The sequence below is a fragment of the Streptococcus sp. 343_SSPC genome, assembly GCF_001072385.1.
Taxonomy (GTDB): Bacteria; Bacillota; Bacilli; order Lactobacillales; family Streptococcaceae; genus Streptococcus.
On sequence record NZ_JVKU01000026.1, the window covers coordinates 43,071 to 59,367 of the forward strand.

Annotated in this window: 10 protein-coding genes; all 10 read left to right on the top strand. The window is 41.6% G+C overall.

Annotated features, from left to right (window positions below; genetic code table 11):
* Positions 1 to 2: 2 nt before the first annotated feature.
* Positions 3 to 1,736 carry a phosphoenolpyruvate--protein phosphotransferase gene (gene ptsP, locus ADH27_RS07880; protein WP_048689268.1) on the top strand — a complete coding sequence of 578 codons (1,734 nt, stop codon included), beginning with the start codon at positions 3 to 5 and terminating at the stop codon, positions 1,734 to 1,736.
* Positions 1,737 to 2,122: 386 nt separating this feature from the next.
* Positions 2,123 to 4,024 (top strand): 1,4-alpha-glucan branching protein GlgB, encoded by a 1,902-nt coding sequence (gene glgB, locus ADH27_RS07885; RefSeq protein ID WP_048717188.1) that lies wholly within the window; start codon positions 2,123 to 2,125, stop codon positions 4,022 to 4,024.
* Between the two features lie 117 nt (positions 4,025 to 4,141).
* Complete coding sequence (locus ADH27_RS07890; protein ID WP_048717190.1) at positions 4,142 to 5,284, top strand: glucose-1-phosphate adenylyltransferase; 1,143 nt, start codon at positions 4,142 to 4,144, stop codon at positions 5,282 to 5,284.
* Complete coding sequence (glgD, locus tag ADH27_RS07895) at positions 5,274 to 6,410, top strand: glucose-1-phosphate adenylyltransferase subunit GlgD (protein ID WP_048717191.1); 1,137 nt, start codon at positions 5,274 to 5,276, stop codon at positions 6,408 to 6,410. The genes ADH27_RS07890 and glgD overlap by 11 nt, the downstream gene beginning before the upstream one ends.
* Positions 6,410 to 7,837: a glycogen synthase GlgA gene (glgA, locus tag ADH27_RS07900; RefSeq protein ID WP_048717193.1), complete on the top strand. Its 1,428-nt coding sequence runs from the start codon at positions 6,410 to 6,412 to the stop codon at positions 7,835 to 7,837. Before glgD ends, glgA begins: the two co-directional genes overlap by 1 nt.
* Before the next feature lie 245 nt (positions 7,838 to 8,082).
* The gene (locus tag ADH27_RS07905; RefSeq protein WP_048717195.1) at positions 8,083 to 14,022 is read left to right on the top strand and encodes a ZmpA/ZmpB/ZmpC family metallo-endopeptidase; all 5,940 of its coding nucleotides are present in this window, start codon (positions 8,083 to 8,085) and stop codon (positions 14,020 to 14,022) included.
* Between the two features lie 272 nt (positions 14,023 to 14,294).
* Positions 14,295 to 14,495: a F0F1 ATP synthase subunit C gene (locus tag ADH27_RS07910; RefSeq protein WP_023022742.1), complete on the top strand. Its 201-nt coding sequence runs from the start codon at positions 14,295 to 14,297 to the stop codon at positions 14,493 to 14,495.
* 32 nt (positions 14,496 to 14,527) lie between these two features.
* Positions 14,528 to 15,244 (top strand): F0F1 ATP synthase subunit A, encoded by a 717-nt coding sequence (gene atpB / locus ADH27_RS07915; RefSeq protein ID WP_048717198.1) that lies wholly within the window; start codon positions 14,528 to 14,530, stop codon positions 15,242 to 15,244.
* A gap of 18 nt (positions 15,245 to 15,262) precedes the next feature.
* On the top strand, positions 15,263 to 15,757 hold the full coding sequence (gene atpF / locus ADH27_RS07920) for a F0F1 ATP synthase subunit B (protein WP_023026624.1): 495 nt from the start codon (positions 15,263 to 15,265) through the stop codon (positions 15,755 to 15,757).
* The gene (locus tag ADH27_RS07925) at positions 15,757 to 16,293 is read left to right on the top strand and encodes a F0F1 ATP synthase subunit delta (protein ID WP_048717200.1); all 537 of its coding nucleotides are present in this window, start codon (positions 15,757 to 15,759) and stop codon (positions 16,291 to 16,293) included. The genes atpF and ADH27_RS07925 overlap by 1 nt, the downstream gene beginning before the upstream one ends.
* The last annotated feature ends 4 nt before the right edge of the window (positions 16,294 to 16,297 follow it).

Here is a 16,297-nt window from a genome sequence, read left to right on the forward strand (position 1 = left end):
ACATGACAGAAATGCTTAAAGGAATTGCAGCATCTGATGGTGTTGCCGTTGCTAAGGCATATCTACTTGTTCAACCCGACTTGTCATTTGAAACGATCTCAGTCGAAGATACAAATGCAGAAGAAGCTCGTTTGGATGCAGCTCTTGAAGCTTCACAGAACGAGCTTTCTCTTATTCGGGAGAATGCAGTAGCGAGCCTTGGTGAGGAAGCAGCACAAGTATTTGATGCTCACATGATGGTTCTTTCTGACCCTGAAATGGTTGGTCAGATCAAGGAAACAATTCGCACGAAGAAGGTGAATGCTGAGGCTGGTTTAAAAGAAGTCACAGACATGTTTATCACCATCTTTGAAGGAATGGAAGATAACCCATACATGCAAGAGCGTGCAGCAGATATTCGCGACGTGACCAAACGTGTTCTTGCAAACTTGCTTGGTAAGAAATTGCCAAACCCTGCAACTATCAATGAAGAAGCAATCGTGGTTGCGCATGACTTGACTCCATCCGATACCGCTCAATTGAACAAACAGTTCGTTAAAGCCTTTGTTACAAATATTGGTGGACGTACAAGTCACTCAGCGATCATGGCGCGTACACTTGAAATTGCAGCGGTTCTTGGTACAAACAACATCACAGATCTTGTAAAAGATGGTGATGTGTTGGCTGTATCTGGAATCACTGGTGAAGTTGTTATCAACCCAAGTGAAGAGCAAATCGCTGAATTTAAAGCAGCTGGTGAAGCTTACGCTAAACAAAAAGCTGAATGGGCACTTTTGAAAGATGCCAAAACTGTTACTGCAGATGGCAAACACTTCGAGTTGGCTGCTAACATCGGTACACCTAAAGACGTTGAAGGTGTGAACGAAAATGGTGCAGAAGCTGTTGGTCTCTATCGTACTGAATTCTTGTACATGGATTCTCAAGACTTCCCAACTGAAGATGACCAATACGAAGCATACAAAGCAGTTCTTGAAGGTATGAACGGTAAACCTGTTGTCGTTCGTACAATGGATATCGGTGGGGATAAAGAACTTCCTTACTTCGATCTTCCTAAAGAAATGAACCCATTCTTGGGTTACCGTGCGTTGCGTATCTCTATCTCTGAAACAGGTAACCAAATGTTCCGTACACAATTGCGTGCTTTGCTTCGTGCATCTGTTCACGGTAAATTGCGGATCATGTTCCCAATGGTTGCATTGTTGACAGAGTTCCGTACAGCTAAAGGTATTCTGGAAGAAGAAAAAGCGAAATTGGTTGCTGAAGGTGTTGCCGTTGCTGACGACATCGAAGTAGGGATCATGATTGAAATCCCAGCAGCAGCGATGTTGGCTGACCAATTTGCCAAAGAAGTTGATTTCTTCTCAATTGGTACAAACGACTTGATCCAATACACAATGGCTGCTGACCGTATGAACGAACAAGTTTCATACCTTTACCAACCATATAACCCATCAATCCTTCGTTTGATCAACAATGTGATCAAAGCAGCTCACGCTGAAGGTAAATGGGCTGGTATGTGTGGTGAGATGGCTGGTGACCAAACTGCTGTTCCACTTCTTGTCGGAATGGGCTTGGATGAGTTCTCAATGTCAGCGACATCTGTCCTTCGTACACGTAGCTTGATGAAGAAACTTGACACAGCTAAGATGCAAGAATACGCTAACCGCGCTCTTACTGAATGTTCAACAATGGAAGAAGTTCTTGAACTTTCTAAAGAATACGTGAACGTAGACTAATTGATGTTAAAAATCTGATAAAAGTTATCACCTCGGAAGAGGTGGTAGCTTTTTTGTTTTAAACGTCTATTTGTTTCTTTAAATGAAGTAGCTGAACAAAAATGGACTAGGTGTCGCTATATCGAAATAAAAAATTTAAATTTTCTAAAAAATTTCGGAAATAGGTTTGATTACACTTATTTTTATAGTATAATATTGGAAAGATAGTTTGAAAACTGAACAATTATGAATCTACTTTAGAAAATTTCAGGGAAATAATGGAAGTTTCAAATTCTTTTCATAAATTTTCATCGTATTATTCAAGAAAAAATCTTGAATATTTCAACTATTTATAGTAGAATAATACTAATAGGAAGCGCTTACATAAAAGCGAGAGAGGTGAGTGAATGGATACGAAACAAGCATTGTATACATTTGGAACTGGGGAGAACTTTCATCTTCAACATTATCTAGGGGCTCATAAAGAGCAAGTAGATGGTGTGGAAGGGTATAGTTTCCGTGTATGGGCTCCAAATGCTCAGGCAGTACACCTAGTAGGTGATTTTACCCAATGGGAAGAAAATGAAATTCCTATGGTGCGAAACGAAGCTGGTGTTTGGGAAGTTTTTACAACTGCACCTCAAGTTGGCGATATCTATAAGTTCCATGTTACAAGACAAAATGGCCACCGCTTGATGAAAGTGGATCCTTTAGCAGTCCGCATGGAAAAACGTCCAGGAACAGGAGCGGTTATTACAGATATTCCGGAACGGAAATGGAAAGATGGACTTTGGATGGCGAGACGGAGAAAACTTGGCTTTAGATCTCGTCCAGTAAATATTTATGAAGTTCATGCCGGTTCATGGAAACGCAATGAAGATGGAAGTCCCTATTCATTTGCTCAGTTGAAGGAAGACTTGATTCCTTACTTGGTAAAAATGAACTATACCCATGTGGAGTTCATGCCGGTGATGGCTCACCCGCTTGGGCTTAGTTGGGGCTATCAATTGATGGGTTACTTTGCCTTAGAGCATACCTACGGAACACCGGAAGAGTTTCAAGATTTCGTGGAAGCTTGTCACTTGAATAACATTGGGGTGATTGTGGACTGGGTACCGGGACACTTTACCATCAATGATGATGCCTTGGCTTATTACGATGGAACACCAACCTTTGAATACCAGGATCACCATCGTGCCCACAACTATGGCTGGGGAGCTTTGAACTTCGACCTAGGGAAAAACCAGGTCCAATCCTTCCTCATCTCTAGTGTGAAGTTCTGGATTGAGTTTTATCATTTGGATGGAATTCGGGTCGATGCGGTCAGCAACATGCTTTACTTAGACTATGATAGTGGACCATGGACACCAAATATTGATGGTGGAAATCTCAACTATGAGGGGATCCATTTCCTTAAACGGATGAATGCTGTGATTAAATCAGAACATCCGGATGTCATCATGGTAGCTGAGGAAAGTTCATCTGGCACCAAGATCACTGGTCCAGAAGAGTATGGTGGTTTAGGATTTGACTACAAGTGGAATATGGGCTGGATGAATGATATCCTTCGCTTCTACGAGGAAGATCCTATTTATCGGAAATTTGATTTCAACTTGGTGACCTTTAGCTTTATGTATGCCTTCTCGGAAAACTTCTTGTTGCCATTTTCTCACGATGAAGTGGTCCACGGGAAGAAGAGTCTCATGCATAAGATGTGGGGAGATCGCTACAACCAGTTCGCTGGCTTGCGAAACCTCTTGACCTATCAGATTTGTCACCCAGGGAAGAAATTGCTCTTCATGGGTTCAGAGTTTGGCCAATTCTTAGAATGGAAGTCTGAAGAACAGCTAGAATGGTTCAATCTAGAAGATGACATGAACCGCAAGATGCAAGAGTTTACTTCACAGCTCAATCAATTCTACAAAGATAACAAGATGCTCTGGGAAATTGATGATAGCTATGATGGTATTGAGATTATTGATGCAGATAACCGAGATCAAAGTGTCTTGACCTTTACTCGTAAGGATAAAAAAGGGAATCATCTGCTATGTATCTTTAATATGGCCCCAGTAGAGCGCAAGGACTTTACAGTCGGCGTCCCTGTTGCTGGAGTCTATGAAGAAATTTGGAATACAGAATTAGAGAAATGGGGAGGTGTCTGGAAAGAGCACAACCAGGAAGTGAAGACTCAAGAGGGATTATGGAAAGATTATCCACAAACCTTGACCTTCACCTTACCGGCTCTTGGAGCTAGTGTATGGAAAGTGAAACGTAAACTTCGTTCCAATGTGTCTAAAACAAAAAAATAGTTGTTGGTGATTAACTGATCGCAGTCTATGATCCCATTCCTAACTTTGTAGAAGAAGTTACAGCACCTCTTCTCAGAAGTGGGAAGAAGGTCTCGTCAATCCAAAAAGGAGTAATCAATGAAGAATGAAATGCTAGCTCTGATCCTTGCTGGTGGGCAAGGAACTCGCCTTGGAAAACTCACTCAAAGCATTGCCAAACCTGCAGTGCAATTTGGGGGACGTTATCGTATTATTGACTTTGCCTTATCCAACTGTGCCAACTCAGGTATCCACAATGTTGGCGTGATTACTCAGTATCAACCGCTTGCCTTAAACAACCATATCGGAAATGGTTCTAGTTGGGGTCTTGATGGTATTAATACTGGGGTTTCTATCCTTCAACCTTATTCTGCAAGTGAAGGAAATCGTTGGTTTGAAGGAACAAGTCATGCGATTTTCCAAAACATCGACTACATCGATAGCATCAATCCAGAGTACGTGTTGATCCTTTCTGGAGACCATATCTACAAGATGGACTATGACGACATGCTTCAGTCTCACAAAGATCACAATGCCAGCCTTACAGTAGCTGTATTGGATGTGCCTTTAAAAGAAGCTAGCCGTTTCGGAATTATGAATACGGATGCCAACAATCGAATTGTCGAATTTGAAGAAAAACCTGCAGAGCCAAAATCAACAAAAGCTTCTATGGGAATTTATATCTTTGACTGGTCTCGTCTTCGCAACATGCTAGTGGCTGCAGAGAAGAGTGACATCGATATGTCTGACTTTGGTAAAAACGTCATTCCAACTTACCTTGAATCTGGAGAAAGTGTCTATGCTTATGAATTCAATGGCTATTGGAAAGACGTGGGGACTATTGAATCTCTCTGGGAAGCGAATATGGAATATATTGATCCAAACAATGCCTTGGACAGCCGGGATCGTCACTGGAAGATTTATTCTCGTAACTTGATTTCACCACCAAACTTCTTTGGCGAACATGCCCATATTGAAGATTCCTTGGTAGTGGATGGGTGCTTGGTAGACGGAACAGTAAAACGTTCTATCTTGTCTACGGAAGCACAAGTTCGTAAAGGTGCAGTCGTTGAAGATTCTGTTATCATGAGTGGTGCCATTATCGGTCAAGGTGCTGTGATTAAACGTGCTATTATCGGTGAAGGAGCAGTTGTTTCAGAAGGTGTTGTCATCGATGGAACGGAAGAAGTACAAGTCGTTGGATATAACGAAAAAGTGGGGGTAGCAACAGATGAAGATTGATAAGTATTCAGCCATTTTAGGAAACACAGTAGGCTTCCATGATATGTCGTCATTGACAGATCATCGTCCTGTTGCTAGTCTGCCATTTGATGGGAAATATCGCTTGATTGACTTCCCGCTTTCTAGCCTCGCTAATGCAGGGATTCGTAGTGTATTTGGTATCTTCCAGCAAGAAAATATCAGTTCCGTCTTTGACCATATTCGCTCTGGTCGTGAGTGGGGCTTGTCAACTCTTTTGAGCCACTACTATCTCGGTATCTACAACACTCCAGTAGAAAGTTCAAACGTTGGCAAGGAATATTATGAGCAACTATTGACCTATTTGAAACGCTCTGGTTCGAACCAGACAGTCGCTCTTAACTGTGATATCTTAGTAAACATTGATTTAAACCAAGTCTTCCACTTGCACAATACCGTTGACAGACCAATCACAGTGGTCTACAAGAAAATGCATCATCGTGACATCTCTGAAGTAAATGCGGTTTTAGAAATCGATGAGACAGATCATGTACGTGGACAAAAGTTGTTTGATGGAACAGATCCAGATGCTCTCTATAATATGTCAACGGATATCTTTATCGTTGATACACCATGGTTGATTGAAAAATTAGAAGCAGAAATCCATAAAGAACATCCAGAAAAATTGCGTTATATCTTACGTGATTTAGCGGTTGAATATGGAGCATTCGCATTCGAATACACTGGCTATATTGCCAATATTCACTCTGTTGAATCCTACTACCGCGCTAACTTGGATATGTTGGAAACCAATAAATTCATGTCTCTCTTCTCACCAAATCAAAAAGTTTATACCAAGGTGAAAAATGAAGAGCCAACTTACTATGCTCCTGGTTCGCAAATTAAGAATTCGCAATTTGCATCAGGAAGCATTGTCGAAGCTTTGGTGCATGATTCTATCATTTCTCGTCGTGTTCATCTACACAAGGGGGCAGAAATTCGTAGCAGTCTCTTATTCCCGGGAGTCGTTGTCCATGAGGGAGCTGTCGTAGAGCATGCGATTCTTGACAAGGGCGTCGTAGTTGAGACTGGTGTAACCATTCGTGGAACCAAAGAAGCACCTCTTGTGATTAAAAAAGGTGCTGTGATTACAGAGGATATTGGATAATGAAATTATTGTTTGTTGCCGCTGAAGGAGCTCCTTTTTCAAAAACGGGGGGCTTGGGAGATGTCATTGGGGCACTTCCTAAATCCTTGGCTAAAAAAGGTCATGATGTTCGTGTCGTCCTCCCCTACTATGATATGGTAGAGGCGAAATTTGGCGACCAAGTTGAAGATGTGCTACACTTTACTACAAAGGTAGGTTGGAGAAGTGAGTATGTTGGGGTAAAACGTATTTTTAGAGATGGTGTTACCTTCTACTTCATTGATAATCAAAAGTACTTCTTTAGAGGACATGTCTACGGAGATTTTGATGATGGGGAGCGTTTTGCCTTCTTCCAATTGGCAGCGCTTGAGATGATGGAACGTGTAGATTTCATTCCAGATATCATCCACGCTCATGACTACCATACAGCCATGATTCCTTTCCTTCTTAAGGAAAAATACCGTTGGATTCAAGCTTACAATGGTATTAAGTCTGTCTTGACCATCCATAATCTGGAGTTCCAAGGGCAGTTTGACCCAGGGATGTTATGGGATTTGTTTGGAGTTGGATTTGAGCGCTATGAAGATGGCACCCTTCGTTGGAAAGATTGCTTAAACTGGATGAAGGCTGGGATCCTCTATGCTGATCGTGTGACGACGGTTTCACCAAGTTATAGTTATGAAATCAGAACAGCTGAATATGGTTGTGGCCTCGATCAGATCTTACGCATGGAATCTGGTAAATTAACGGGGATTGTGAATGGAATCGATACAGACCTCTACAATCCTGAAACAGACCCGCTCTTGACCTATCATTTCAATAAAGATGATTTATCAGGAAAAGCAGCAAGTAAGCGAGCTCTTCAGGAACGTGTCGGACTTCCGGTTCGTGATGATGTTCCCTTGTTTGGAATCGTTTCTCGTTTGACCCGCCAAAAAGGGTTTGATGTGGTGGTTGAAGAACTCCACAACCTTCTACAAAAGGATATCCAAATCGTTCTTTTGGGAACGGGAGATCCTGGTTTTGAACATGCCTTTTCTTGGTTTGCTCAAGCTTATCCAGATAAACTCTCTGCCAATATTATGTTTGATGTCCAGTTGGCGCAAGAAATCTATGCTGCTTCGGATGTTTTCTTGATGCCAAGTCGTTTTGAACCATGTGGACTATCTCAAATGATGGCTATGCGCTATGGTACGCTACCATTGGTTCACGAGGTAGGGGGACTGCGAGATACAGTACAAGCCTATAATGTGCTTGATGGCAGTGGTACTGGCTTTAGCTTTAACAACCTATCTGGTTATTGGTTGAATTGGGCTGTCGACCAAGCTTTGACAGTTTATACTCATGATAAGGATGCTTGGTACGGTCTCCAAAGAGAAGCCATGAGTCGTGATTTCTCTTGGGATACGGCTAGTCAACACTATGCGGATCTCTATCAGTCCTTATAAGATGAATGAAAACGCCTATTTTTAGGCGTTTTTTTCTTGAGGAAGTAAGAAGTTGCAACTAAAATATAGGGAATGAAATAAAGGAAAAAATCTAAGTAAAATAAGTTGCTAAAAGATACGAAAAAAGATAAGATAGATAAAGGTAAAAAATCACGGGAAGCTGGTTTAGGGAAAGTGTTGACCTTTTCCAAAAATAAATGAGACTTCCTATGATTTACAAATATTACTATGTAGGAAGTTATAGGATGAAACAAAGAAGACAAGCTTTTGAAAAGATTACCAAGTATTCGATTCGAAAATTATCCGTCGGAGTGGGTCCGGTTGCTATTGGAGCCCTTCTTTTTGCAGGGAGTGTATTAGGAGCGCCTTCAGTACAAGCTGATCAATTCACGGCAGAAGCGACAGTTCATATGGGGTATGTCACGGAAAGCGAGTTGACTCCTGAGGAACAAGCTCAGGTGATTCGTGCTATTCCTGAAGAATATCAAAATGAAGACACCTTTTATCTGGTCTATAAGAAGAAAACACTTAGTCAAGGTATACTGCCACAAACAGGGACGACCGAATTGGCGATTGCGGGGCTTAGTTTATCGACTGCATCCTTTGCAGTTCTTTTGCTGTCCAAGAAACATCGTAAAAAAGTAATGGGACTTTTATTAATTGGTTCCATGGGGCAAAGTCTGCTCTTGTCTACCGATGCTGCGGCCTTGCAAAATATTGAATTACGAAGCTACAATCAAACTCTTTCAATTGCAAGTAGTAAAGAATTAGCCAATGGTGTCATTCCGATTGAAGGTTATGACTATGTCGGCTATCTCCGATATTCAGCTAGTCCTAAATTGGATGGGCAAGCGCCTGTCGTGAAAGTTGAAGAAAAGCCGGCAATCTTCGATCTCTATCAACCTACAACGAAAGAGGAGACTCTATCTCAGGTTACACCAAAAGAAGGACCTAGTTTCCCTGTAGTGGAAAAGCCAAAAGTTGAAGTATCAACAGAAAGTATTCCATTTGAAACTGTAGAACGACCAGATCCTACTTTGGCCAAAGGTCAAACGACGGTTCTAAGAGCTGGGCAAAATGGGGAACAAACTGTTTTAACGGAAGTGAGTACGGTAAATGGTCAGGAAGTTCGCAAAGTACTTGAAAAAACTGTAACAAAAGAAGCAGTTCCACAAATTATTGCTATTGGAACAAAGGAGGAGATTCAACCAAGTCCTCAACCTGCTCCAGTTGTAACTGCTAAAGGAACGCAGGAAGAAGGCCATGTTGGTGAAGCTCCTGTACAGCCAGAGAATCCAGCTTATACCGGTGTCGTTGAAGCCAAGGGGACGCAAGAGGAAGGCCATGTAGGCGAAGCTCCTATACAGCCAGAGAATCCAGCTTATACCGGTGTCGTTGAAGCCAAGGGAACGCAGGAAGAAGGCCATGTAGGCGAAGCTCCTGTACACCCAGAGAACCCAGCTTATACTGGTGTCATCGAAGCCAAGGGAACGCAGGAAGAAGGCCATATCGGTGAATCCCCAATTCAGCCAGAGAACCCCGCCTATACTGGTGTCATCGAAGCCAAGGGCACGCAAGAGGAAGGTCATGTTGGTGAATCCCCAATTCAGCCAGAGAACCCAGTTTACCAAATAACGGAAGGAACAGTTACAGAAACAGAAACGGTGCTCCTTCCGTATGAAACTGAATATGTACTAGATGCGGACCGCTATACTGATGAAGAAAGTATCCTTCAAAAAGGAGAGGCTGGGAGCCAGGAAATTCGTCGTATCTATAAAACGGTCAATGGCGAGAAAGTTGGAGAGCCTCTCAGCACGACAACTGAAACGGTAAAAGCTCCTGTGACAGAAAAAATTAGTCGTGGGACCAAGGCGATTGAAGGCCAAATAGAGGAAGTTGCTTTTGAGGAAATTCCATTTAAGACGGTAACCGAACAAGATGCTACCTTACTAAAAGGAAGAGAAACGGTTTCTCAAGCAGGAAGAAATGGGAAGAAGAAAATCACCAAGGTCTATAAGACCATTAAAGGTGTAAAAACTGCGGATGCTCCAACGGTTTCGGAGGAAGTAGTTGAACAAGCCCAAGATCGGATCATTCAAAAAGGGACCAAAGAACTAGCCAAGCCAACCTTGACCTTGACCCAGGTCGATAAGGAAGAATTAAAGCGCAGTGCTAGGGCTTCCTATCATTTAGACAAACCCGAGGGTGTGACCATCAAGTCCATGCAGGCGGTGTTGAAGAAGGGCAATCAAGTGGTGAAAACTTTTGCCCTTTCAGAGTCTGATTTAGCAGCAGCCTTACTGGATTTAGACTACTACAAGGATTATACGCTTGCAACGACCATGGTCTATGATCGTGGAAATGGGGATGAAGAAGAGGTTCTCAAAGAAGAACCACTAAGACTTGACCTTAAAAAAGTTGAAGTCAAAAACATCAAGGAAACCAGTCTGATTAGCGTGGATGACCAAGGCCTTGAGACCGATCGTAGCCTCTTGTCAGAGACACCTTCAGATGTGAAACCTTATTACTTAAAGGTTACCACCCATGATAATAAGGTTACAAAACTGGCCGTTGATAAAATCGAAGAAGTCACAATTGATGGAAAAGCATTATACAAGGTGACTGCTAAAGCACCTGATCTCATCCAACGAGCAGCAGATAAGCAGTTCAGTGAGGACTATGTCCACTACATTGCGAAGCCAAAAGCTCATGAAGGAGATGTCTACTACGATTTCAACGAACTTGTAAAAGCTATGCAAACCAATCCGACTGGTACCTTTAAGCTTGGTAGCAATATGAATGCGGCCAATGTGCCAGCAGTAGGAAAATCCTATGTGACCAATGCCTTCAAGGGGATTTTAGAAAGTACGGATGGGAATAAATATGCCATCCATAACATTACGCGTCCATTGTTTGGAAACATCGAAGGTGGTACTGTTAAGAATCTCTTGCTTGAAAATGTTAACATTGACATGCCTGGATTTGATCGAGTAGCACCAATCGCAGGTGTCATCAAAAATAATGCTACTGTCGAAAATGTTAAAGTAACAGGAAGCGTTGTTGGAAACAACGATGTAGCTGGTATTATCAATAAAATTGATGGTAGTGGGAAGGTCAGTAATGTTGCCTTTATCGGGAAACTACACGCTGCTGGGAATAAAGGTGGTTATCTAGCAGGTGTTGTTGGCGAGAACTGGAAAGGTATCGTAGAAAAAGCTTACGTTGATGCTGAAATTACTGGTAATAAAGCAAAAGCTGCAGGTTTAGTTTATTCTTCTCAAAATGGTGGGAATAACAATACGTTAGGTAGAGAAGGAGTTCTCAGAAATTCAGTTGCTAAAGGTTCGATCGAACTAAAAGAAGCGGTCCAATCTGGTGGCTTACTGGGGACCAACTGGGCCTTGGGGGCTATTGAAGACAACATCACCATGATGAAAGTTAAAACAGGTGAGATGGTCTTCGGACACTCAGATATCGATGCAGATGATTACTTCACCTATTCAAGAACCAAACGCAATTACAGTGTGGAGGACGTGAGTGAAGGTAAGAAAACCTATAACAACTCCCGTAAAATCCCTAGCATTTCCCTTGCAGAAGCTGAGCAGAAAATTGAAGCAATGGGGATTACTGCTGATAAATTTGAAAGTACGAAACCTGTTGAAGATAAACTCAATAACCTTGTTAACAAAGACGATCAATACAAGGAAATTGATGGCTACGATGCCGCTCGCAAACTTGCTTACCGCAATATTGCAAAACTGCAACCATTCTACAACAAAGAGTGGATTGTCGACCAAGGAAACAAATTGGTTGCAGGAAGTCCTCTCTTGACAAAAGAAGTCTTGTCTGTGACGGCCATGAAGGGCAATGATTTTGTGACAGAATTGGCTGATGCCGACCACATTCTGATCCATTACTCGGATAAGACAAAAGATATCTTTAGCATTTTACCGAAAGATTCAAAAGTCAAACAAGTCAAAGAGTACAGTGTAGCGGAGCTCGGTGAAGTTGTTTATACACCGAACATGGTTGACAAGGACCGTAGTGATCTCATTAGTGCCATTGTTGAAACATTAAATCCCGTCGAATTACAATCAGATCCTATCTACACACACCTAGGTAGAACTGGTCCAAACAAGGTCAATGCCATTAAGAACCTTTATCTTGAAGAATCCTTCAAAGAGGTGAAGGATAATTTGACTCACTTTGTGAAACAGTTGGTTGAAAACCAAGACCATCAATTGAACACGGATGAGGCTGCCAAACGGGCCCTTATCAAGAAAGTTGATGACAACAAGGCCGCTGTTCTTCTTGGTTTGTCTTACCTCAATCGTTACTACGGAGTTAAGTTTGATAACTTCAATATCAAGCAGCTCATGTTGTTCAAGCCAGACTTCTATGGGAAGAATGTCGATGTTTTAGACCGTTTGATTGAAATTGGTTCAAAAGAAGACTACATCAAAGGGACTCGTACCCACGATGCTTTCCGAGAAGTTGTGGCTAAATCGACTCTTTCTGGTAACTTAAATGACTTCCTGAAATACAATATGGAGCTCTTTACAAGTGATACAGACTTGAATGATTGGTTCATCAAAGCAACCAAAGACAATGTCTATATTGTGGAACCTGAGACGACCAATCCAGCATTCGCGTCTGCTAAACACAGAGCCTATGAGGGCTTAAACAATGATGTTCACGGTAAAATGATCTTGCCACTCTTGAACTTAAAAGATGCTCATATGTTCTTGATTTCAACCTACAATACCATGGCCTATAGTTCCTTCGAGAAATATGGCAAGAACACGGAAGCAGAACGAACTGTCTTCAAAGCCGAAATTGATAAGGTGGCTAAAGGACAACAGAATTACCTAGATTTCTGGTCACGTCTAGCAACGGATAAGGTACGCAATCAACTCTTGAAGAGCAATAATATGGTGCCGACCCCTGTCCTTGATAACCAAAACTACAAGGGCATTAGTACAGATCGTTATGGTCATACCAACAGTGGTAAAGATGTCGCTCCAATTCGGGAGTTGTATGGTCCAACCGATCGTTACCATGCGACAGATTGGCGGATGGGAGCAGTGGCGCGAATTTACGGAAACCCATATAAAGACGACTCTGTCTTCTTTATGGTGACTGATATGATCAGTGACTTTGGGGTTTCTGCCTTTACCCACGAAACGACGCACGTCAATGACCGCATGGTTTACTTAGGTGGTTGGAGACACCGTGAAGGAACCGATATTGAAGCCTTTGCCCAAGGTATGCTCCAAACACCATCCGTATCCAATCCAAATGGGGAATACAAGGCCTTAGGTCTCAACATGGCCTATGAACGTCCTAACGATGGAAACCAATGGTACAATACCAATCCAAATAATCTCACCTCACGCGAGGAGATTGATCGCTACATGAAGGGCTATAATGACACCCTCATGCTTCTGGATTACCTAGAAGGGGAAGCCGTCCTCAACAAAGGCAGTCAGGCATTAAACAATGCTTGGTTCAAGAAGGTTGACAAGCAATACCGAGGGGCTAACACCAAGAATCAATTTGATAAGGTGCGTCCTTTGAGTGATGAGGAAAAAGCCATCACCTTACATACAGTAGATGATCTCATCACCAACAACTTCATGACCAATCGTGGTCCTGGTAATGGAGTCTATAATCCATCTGACTTTGGTTCAGCCTATGTGACTGTGCCGATGATGACAGGTATCTATGGTGGGAACACCAGTGAAGGGGCTCCTGGAGCTATGTCCTTCAAACACAATACCTTCAGGATTTGGGGCTATTATGGCTATGAAAAAGGATTCCTAGGTTATGCTTCAAACAAGTATAAACAAGAGTCCAAACAAGCTGGACTTGCCACTCTAGGAGATGACTTCGTAATTCAGAAGATTTCTGATGGAAGATTCACTACCCTTGAAGATTGGAAGAAAGCATACTTCAATGAAGTTGTGACCAGTGCCAAAAATGGAATGCAGGCTATTGAAGTTGATGGCACTACTTACAGCACTTATGAAGACTTGAAACGTGCATTTGCTGAAGCAGTTGATAAAGATAAGGCTACCCTAAGTAACGGCTCTGTCAAGTTTGACAATACGGTTTCACTGAAAGAAAAAGTCTTTAAGAAATTGCTGCAACAAACAGACAGTTTCAAAACCTCTATTTTTAAATAGAAAGAAAATGCTCATCTGCTCGTCAGGTGAGTTTTTTCTATCCTTGGTAATAATGCCTCCTCTTCTGATGAAAATAATATAAATTTGTGTGAAATACAAAAATAGACAAAGTGTCTAAAGATAATGAGAATCTTTTGAACGCTATTGGCAAGAAGTATTTTAAAAGTGGTGACAGAATCATAGTAAAACGTTTTCTTTCTAAGCAAACATTTGACTATTATATCTTTTAGGAGTAAACTAAGGAGGTAAAATTTATAAAAGGAGAATTCATCATGAATTTAACATTTTTAGGTCTTTGTTTAGCCTGCTTTGGTGTGTCACTTGCAGAAGGTTTGATGATGAGCAATCTGTTCAAATCTGCATCACGTCAACCAGAAATTATTGGTCAATTGCGTAGTCTTTTGATCCTTGGTGTTGCCTTTGTCGAAGGTACTTTCTTTGTAACTTTGGCCATGGCCTTCGTTATTAAATAGACAACTCTATTTAGAAAAGGAGGTGTCAAACCTTGGAAGAAAGTGTGAATCCAACCCTAAATATTGGACCAGTATCCTTTGATTTGACCCTACTTGCCATGTCTCTTGTAACTGTTTTGACGGTCTTTGCCTTTGTCTATTGGGCAAGTCGCAAAATGACCCTTCGTCCAAAGGGCAAGCAAAATGCTCTGGAGATGGTTTATGATTTTGTTATCGGTTTTACCAAGGGAAACATTGGGGAACATTATATGAAGGATTACTCTTTATTTTTGTTTTCTCTCTTTCTCTTTATCTTGGTAGCCAATAATATTGGCTTGATGGCAAAAATTCAGACAACAAACGGTTATAACTTATGGACTTCCCCAACGGCTAACCTTGGATATGACCTATCTCTTTCATTTTTGATCACCCTGATTGCTCATGTGGAAGGAATTCGTCGCCGAGGCATTAAGGAATACTTGAAGGCTTTTGCAACACCAGGATTTATGACCCCGATGAACCTCCTAGAAGAGGTGACCAATTTTGCATCCTTAGCGATTCGGATCTACGGGAATATTTTTGCTGGTGAAGTCTTAGCATCCTTGTTACTAAGCTTGTCGCAACTGGCTTTTTATTGGTATCCAGCAGCCTTTGTTGGAAGCATGTTATGGACAGCCTTTTCGATTTTCATTTCATGTATCCAAGCTTATGTATTTACCATGTTGTCTTCGATGTACATTGGTAAAAAAATAAACGGTGAGGAAGAGTAAGTAGAGGAGGAGTAGAAGATGGATTTAACTATTGGTACCATTATTGGTGACTTTATTCTGATCGCTGGTTCCTTCCTATTACTAATCTTTTTAGTAAAGAAATATGCTTGGGGCAATATTACCAGTATTTTGGATGCGCGTGCTGAAAAAATCACCAACGATATTGACGAAGCAGAGGCAGCCCGTAAAAAGGCTGAGGAACTAGCTGCAAAACGCGAAGCAGAGTTGGCAGGTAGTCGTCAAGAAGCTACAACGATTCTTGAAACGGCTAAGGAAACAGCCGAAAAAAATAAGGCTCATATTCTCAGTGAAGCTAACCAAGAAGCTCTTCGCTTGAAAGAAAAAGCGCAATTAGAAATTTCGCAAAATAAAGAAGAAGCGATGAACAGTATCAAGGGGGATGTCGCAGATCTAACCGTTAACTTAGCAGGGAAATTGCTAAGCCAACAGTTGGACTCTGAAGGCCATCGCCAACTGATCGATCGCTACCTAAATGAATTAGGAGATGCCTAATGGACAAAAAGCAATTAATGGTAATTGAGAAATATTCCCAGCCTTTTGTTCAATTGGTATTTGAAAAAAATCAGCAAGATGACGTTTATGAAAAATTAAGTCAAATAAAGGCTGTTTTTGAGGAAACAGGCCTTGCTGCATTTTTAGCTCATATCGGTGTAGAGGATGAAGAGAAGGCGAAGAGTCTGCGACTTTTCCAAAACTCGGATTCAGCATTACTAGACCATTTGATTGAAGTGGTTATTCTCAATCATCGTGAAGCCTTATTTTATGATATTGTCAGAGTTAGTATGGAGCAAATTCAACAGGTGAGCAACTGTTTCGAAGTAACCGTATCTTCGGTTGCAGAACTCGATCAGGCTCAAAAAGAGAAGTTGATCCCTATTATTGAAAAGAAATTTGGTATTCAAGTTCGTTCTCTGAAAGAAACATTGGATCCAGATTTGATTGGTGGTTTTGTGGTTTCAGCAAATCACAAGACGCTTGATACCAGTCTAAAACGTCAATTGCAAGTCATAAAAGCAAATTTGAAATAGAAAG

Coding starts and splice junctions, on each gene's coding strand:
- ADH27_RS07910 (WP_023022742.1), top strand. CDS start 14,295: ATGAATTTAACATTTTTAGGTCTTTGTTTAGCCTGCTTTGGTGTGTCA.
- glgD (WP_048717191.1), top strand. CDS start 5,274: ATGAAGATTGATAAGTATTCAGCCATTTTAGGAAACACAGTAGGCTTC.
- ADH27_RS07890 (WP_048717190.1), top strand. CDS start 4,142: ATGAAGAATGAAATGCTAGCTCTGATCCTTGCTGGTGGGCAAGGAACT.
- ADH27_RS07925 (WP_048717200.1), top strand. CDS start 15,757: ATGGACAAAAAGCAATTAATGGTAATTGAGAAATATTCCCAGCCTTTT.
- ADH27_RS07905 (WP_048717195.1), top strand. CDS start 8,083: ATGAAACAAAGAAGACAAGCTTTTGAAAAGATTACCAAGTATTCGATT.
- glgA (WP_048717193.1), top strand. CDS start 6,410: ATGAAATTATTGTTTGTTGCCGCTGAAGGAGCTCCTTTTTCAAAAACG.
- ptsP (WP_048689268.1), top strand. CDS start 3: ATGACAGAAATGCTTAAAGGAATTGCAGCATCTGATGGTGTTGCCGTT.
- atpF (WP_023026624.1), top strand. CDS start 15,263: ATGGATTTAACTATTGGTACCATTATTGGTGACTTTATTCTGATCGCT.
- glgB (WP_048717188.1), top strand. CDS start 2,123: ATGGATACGAAACAAGCATTGTATACATTTGGAACTGGGGAGAACTTT.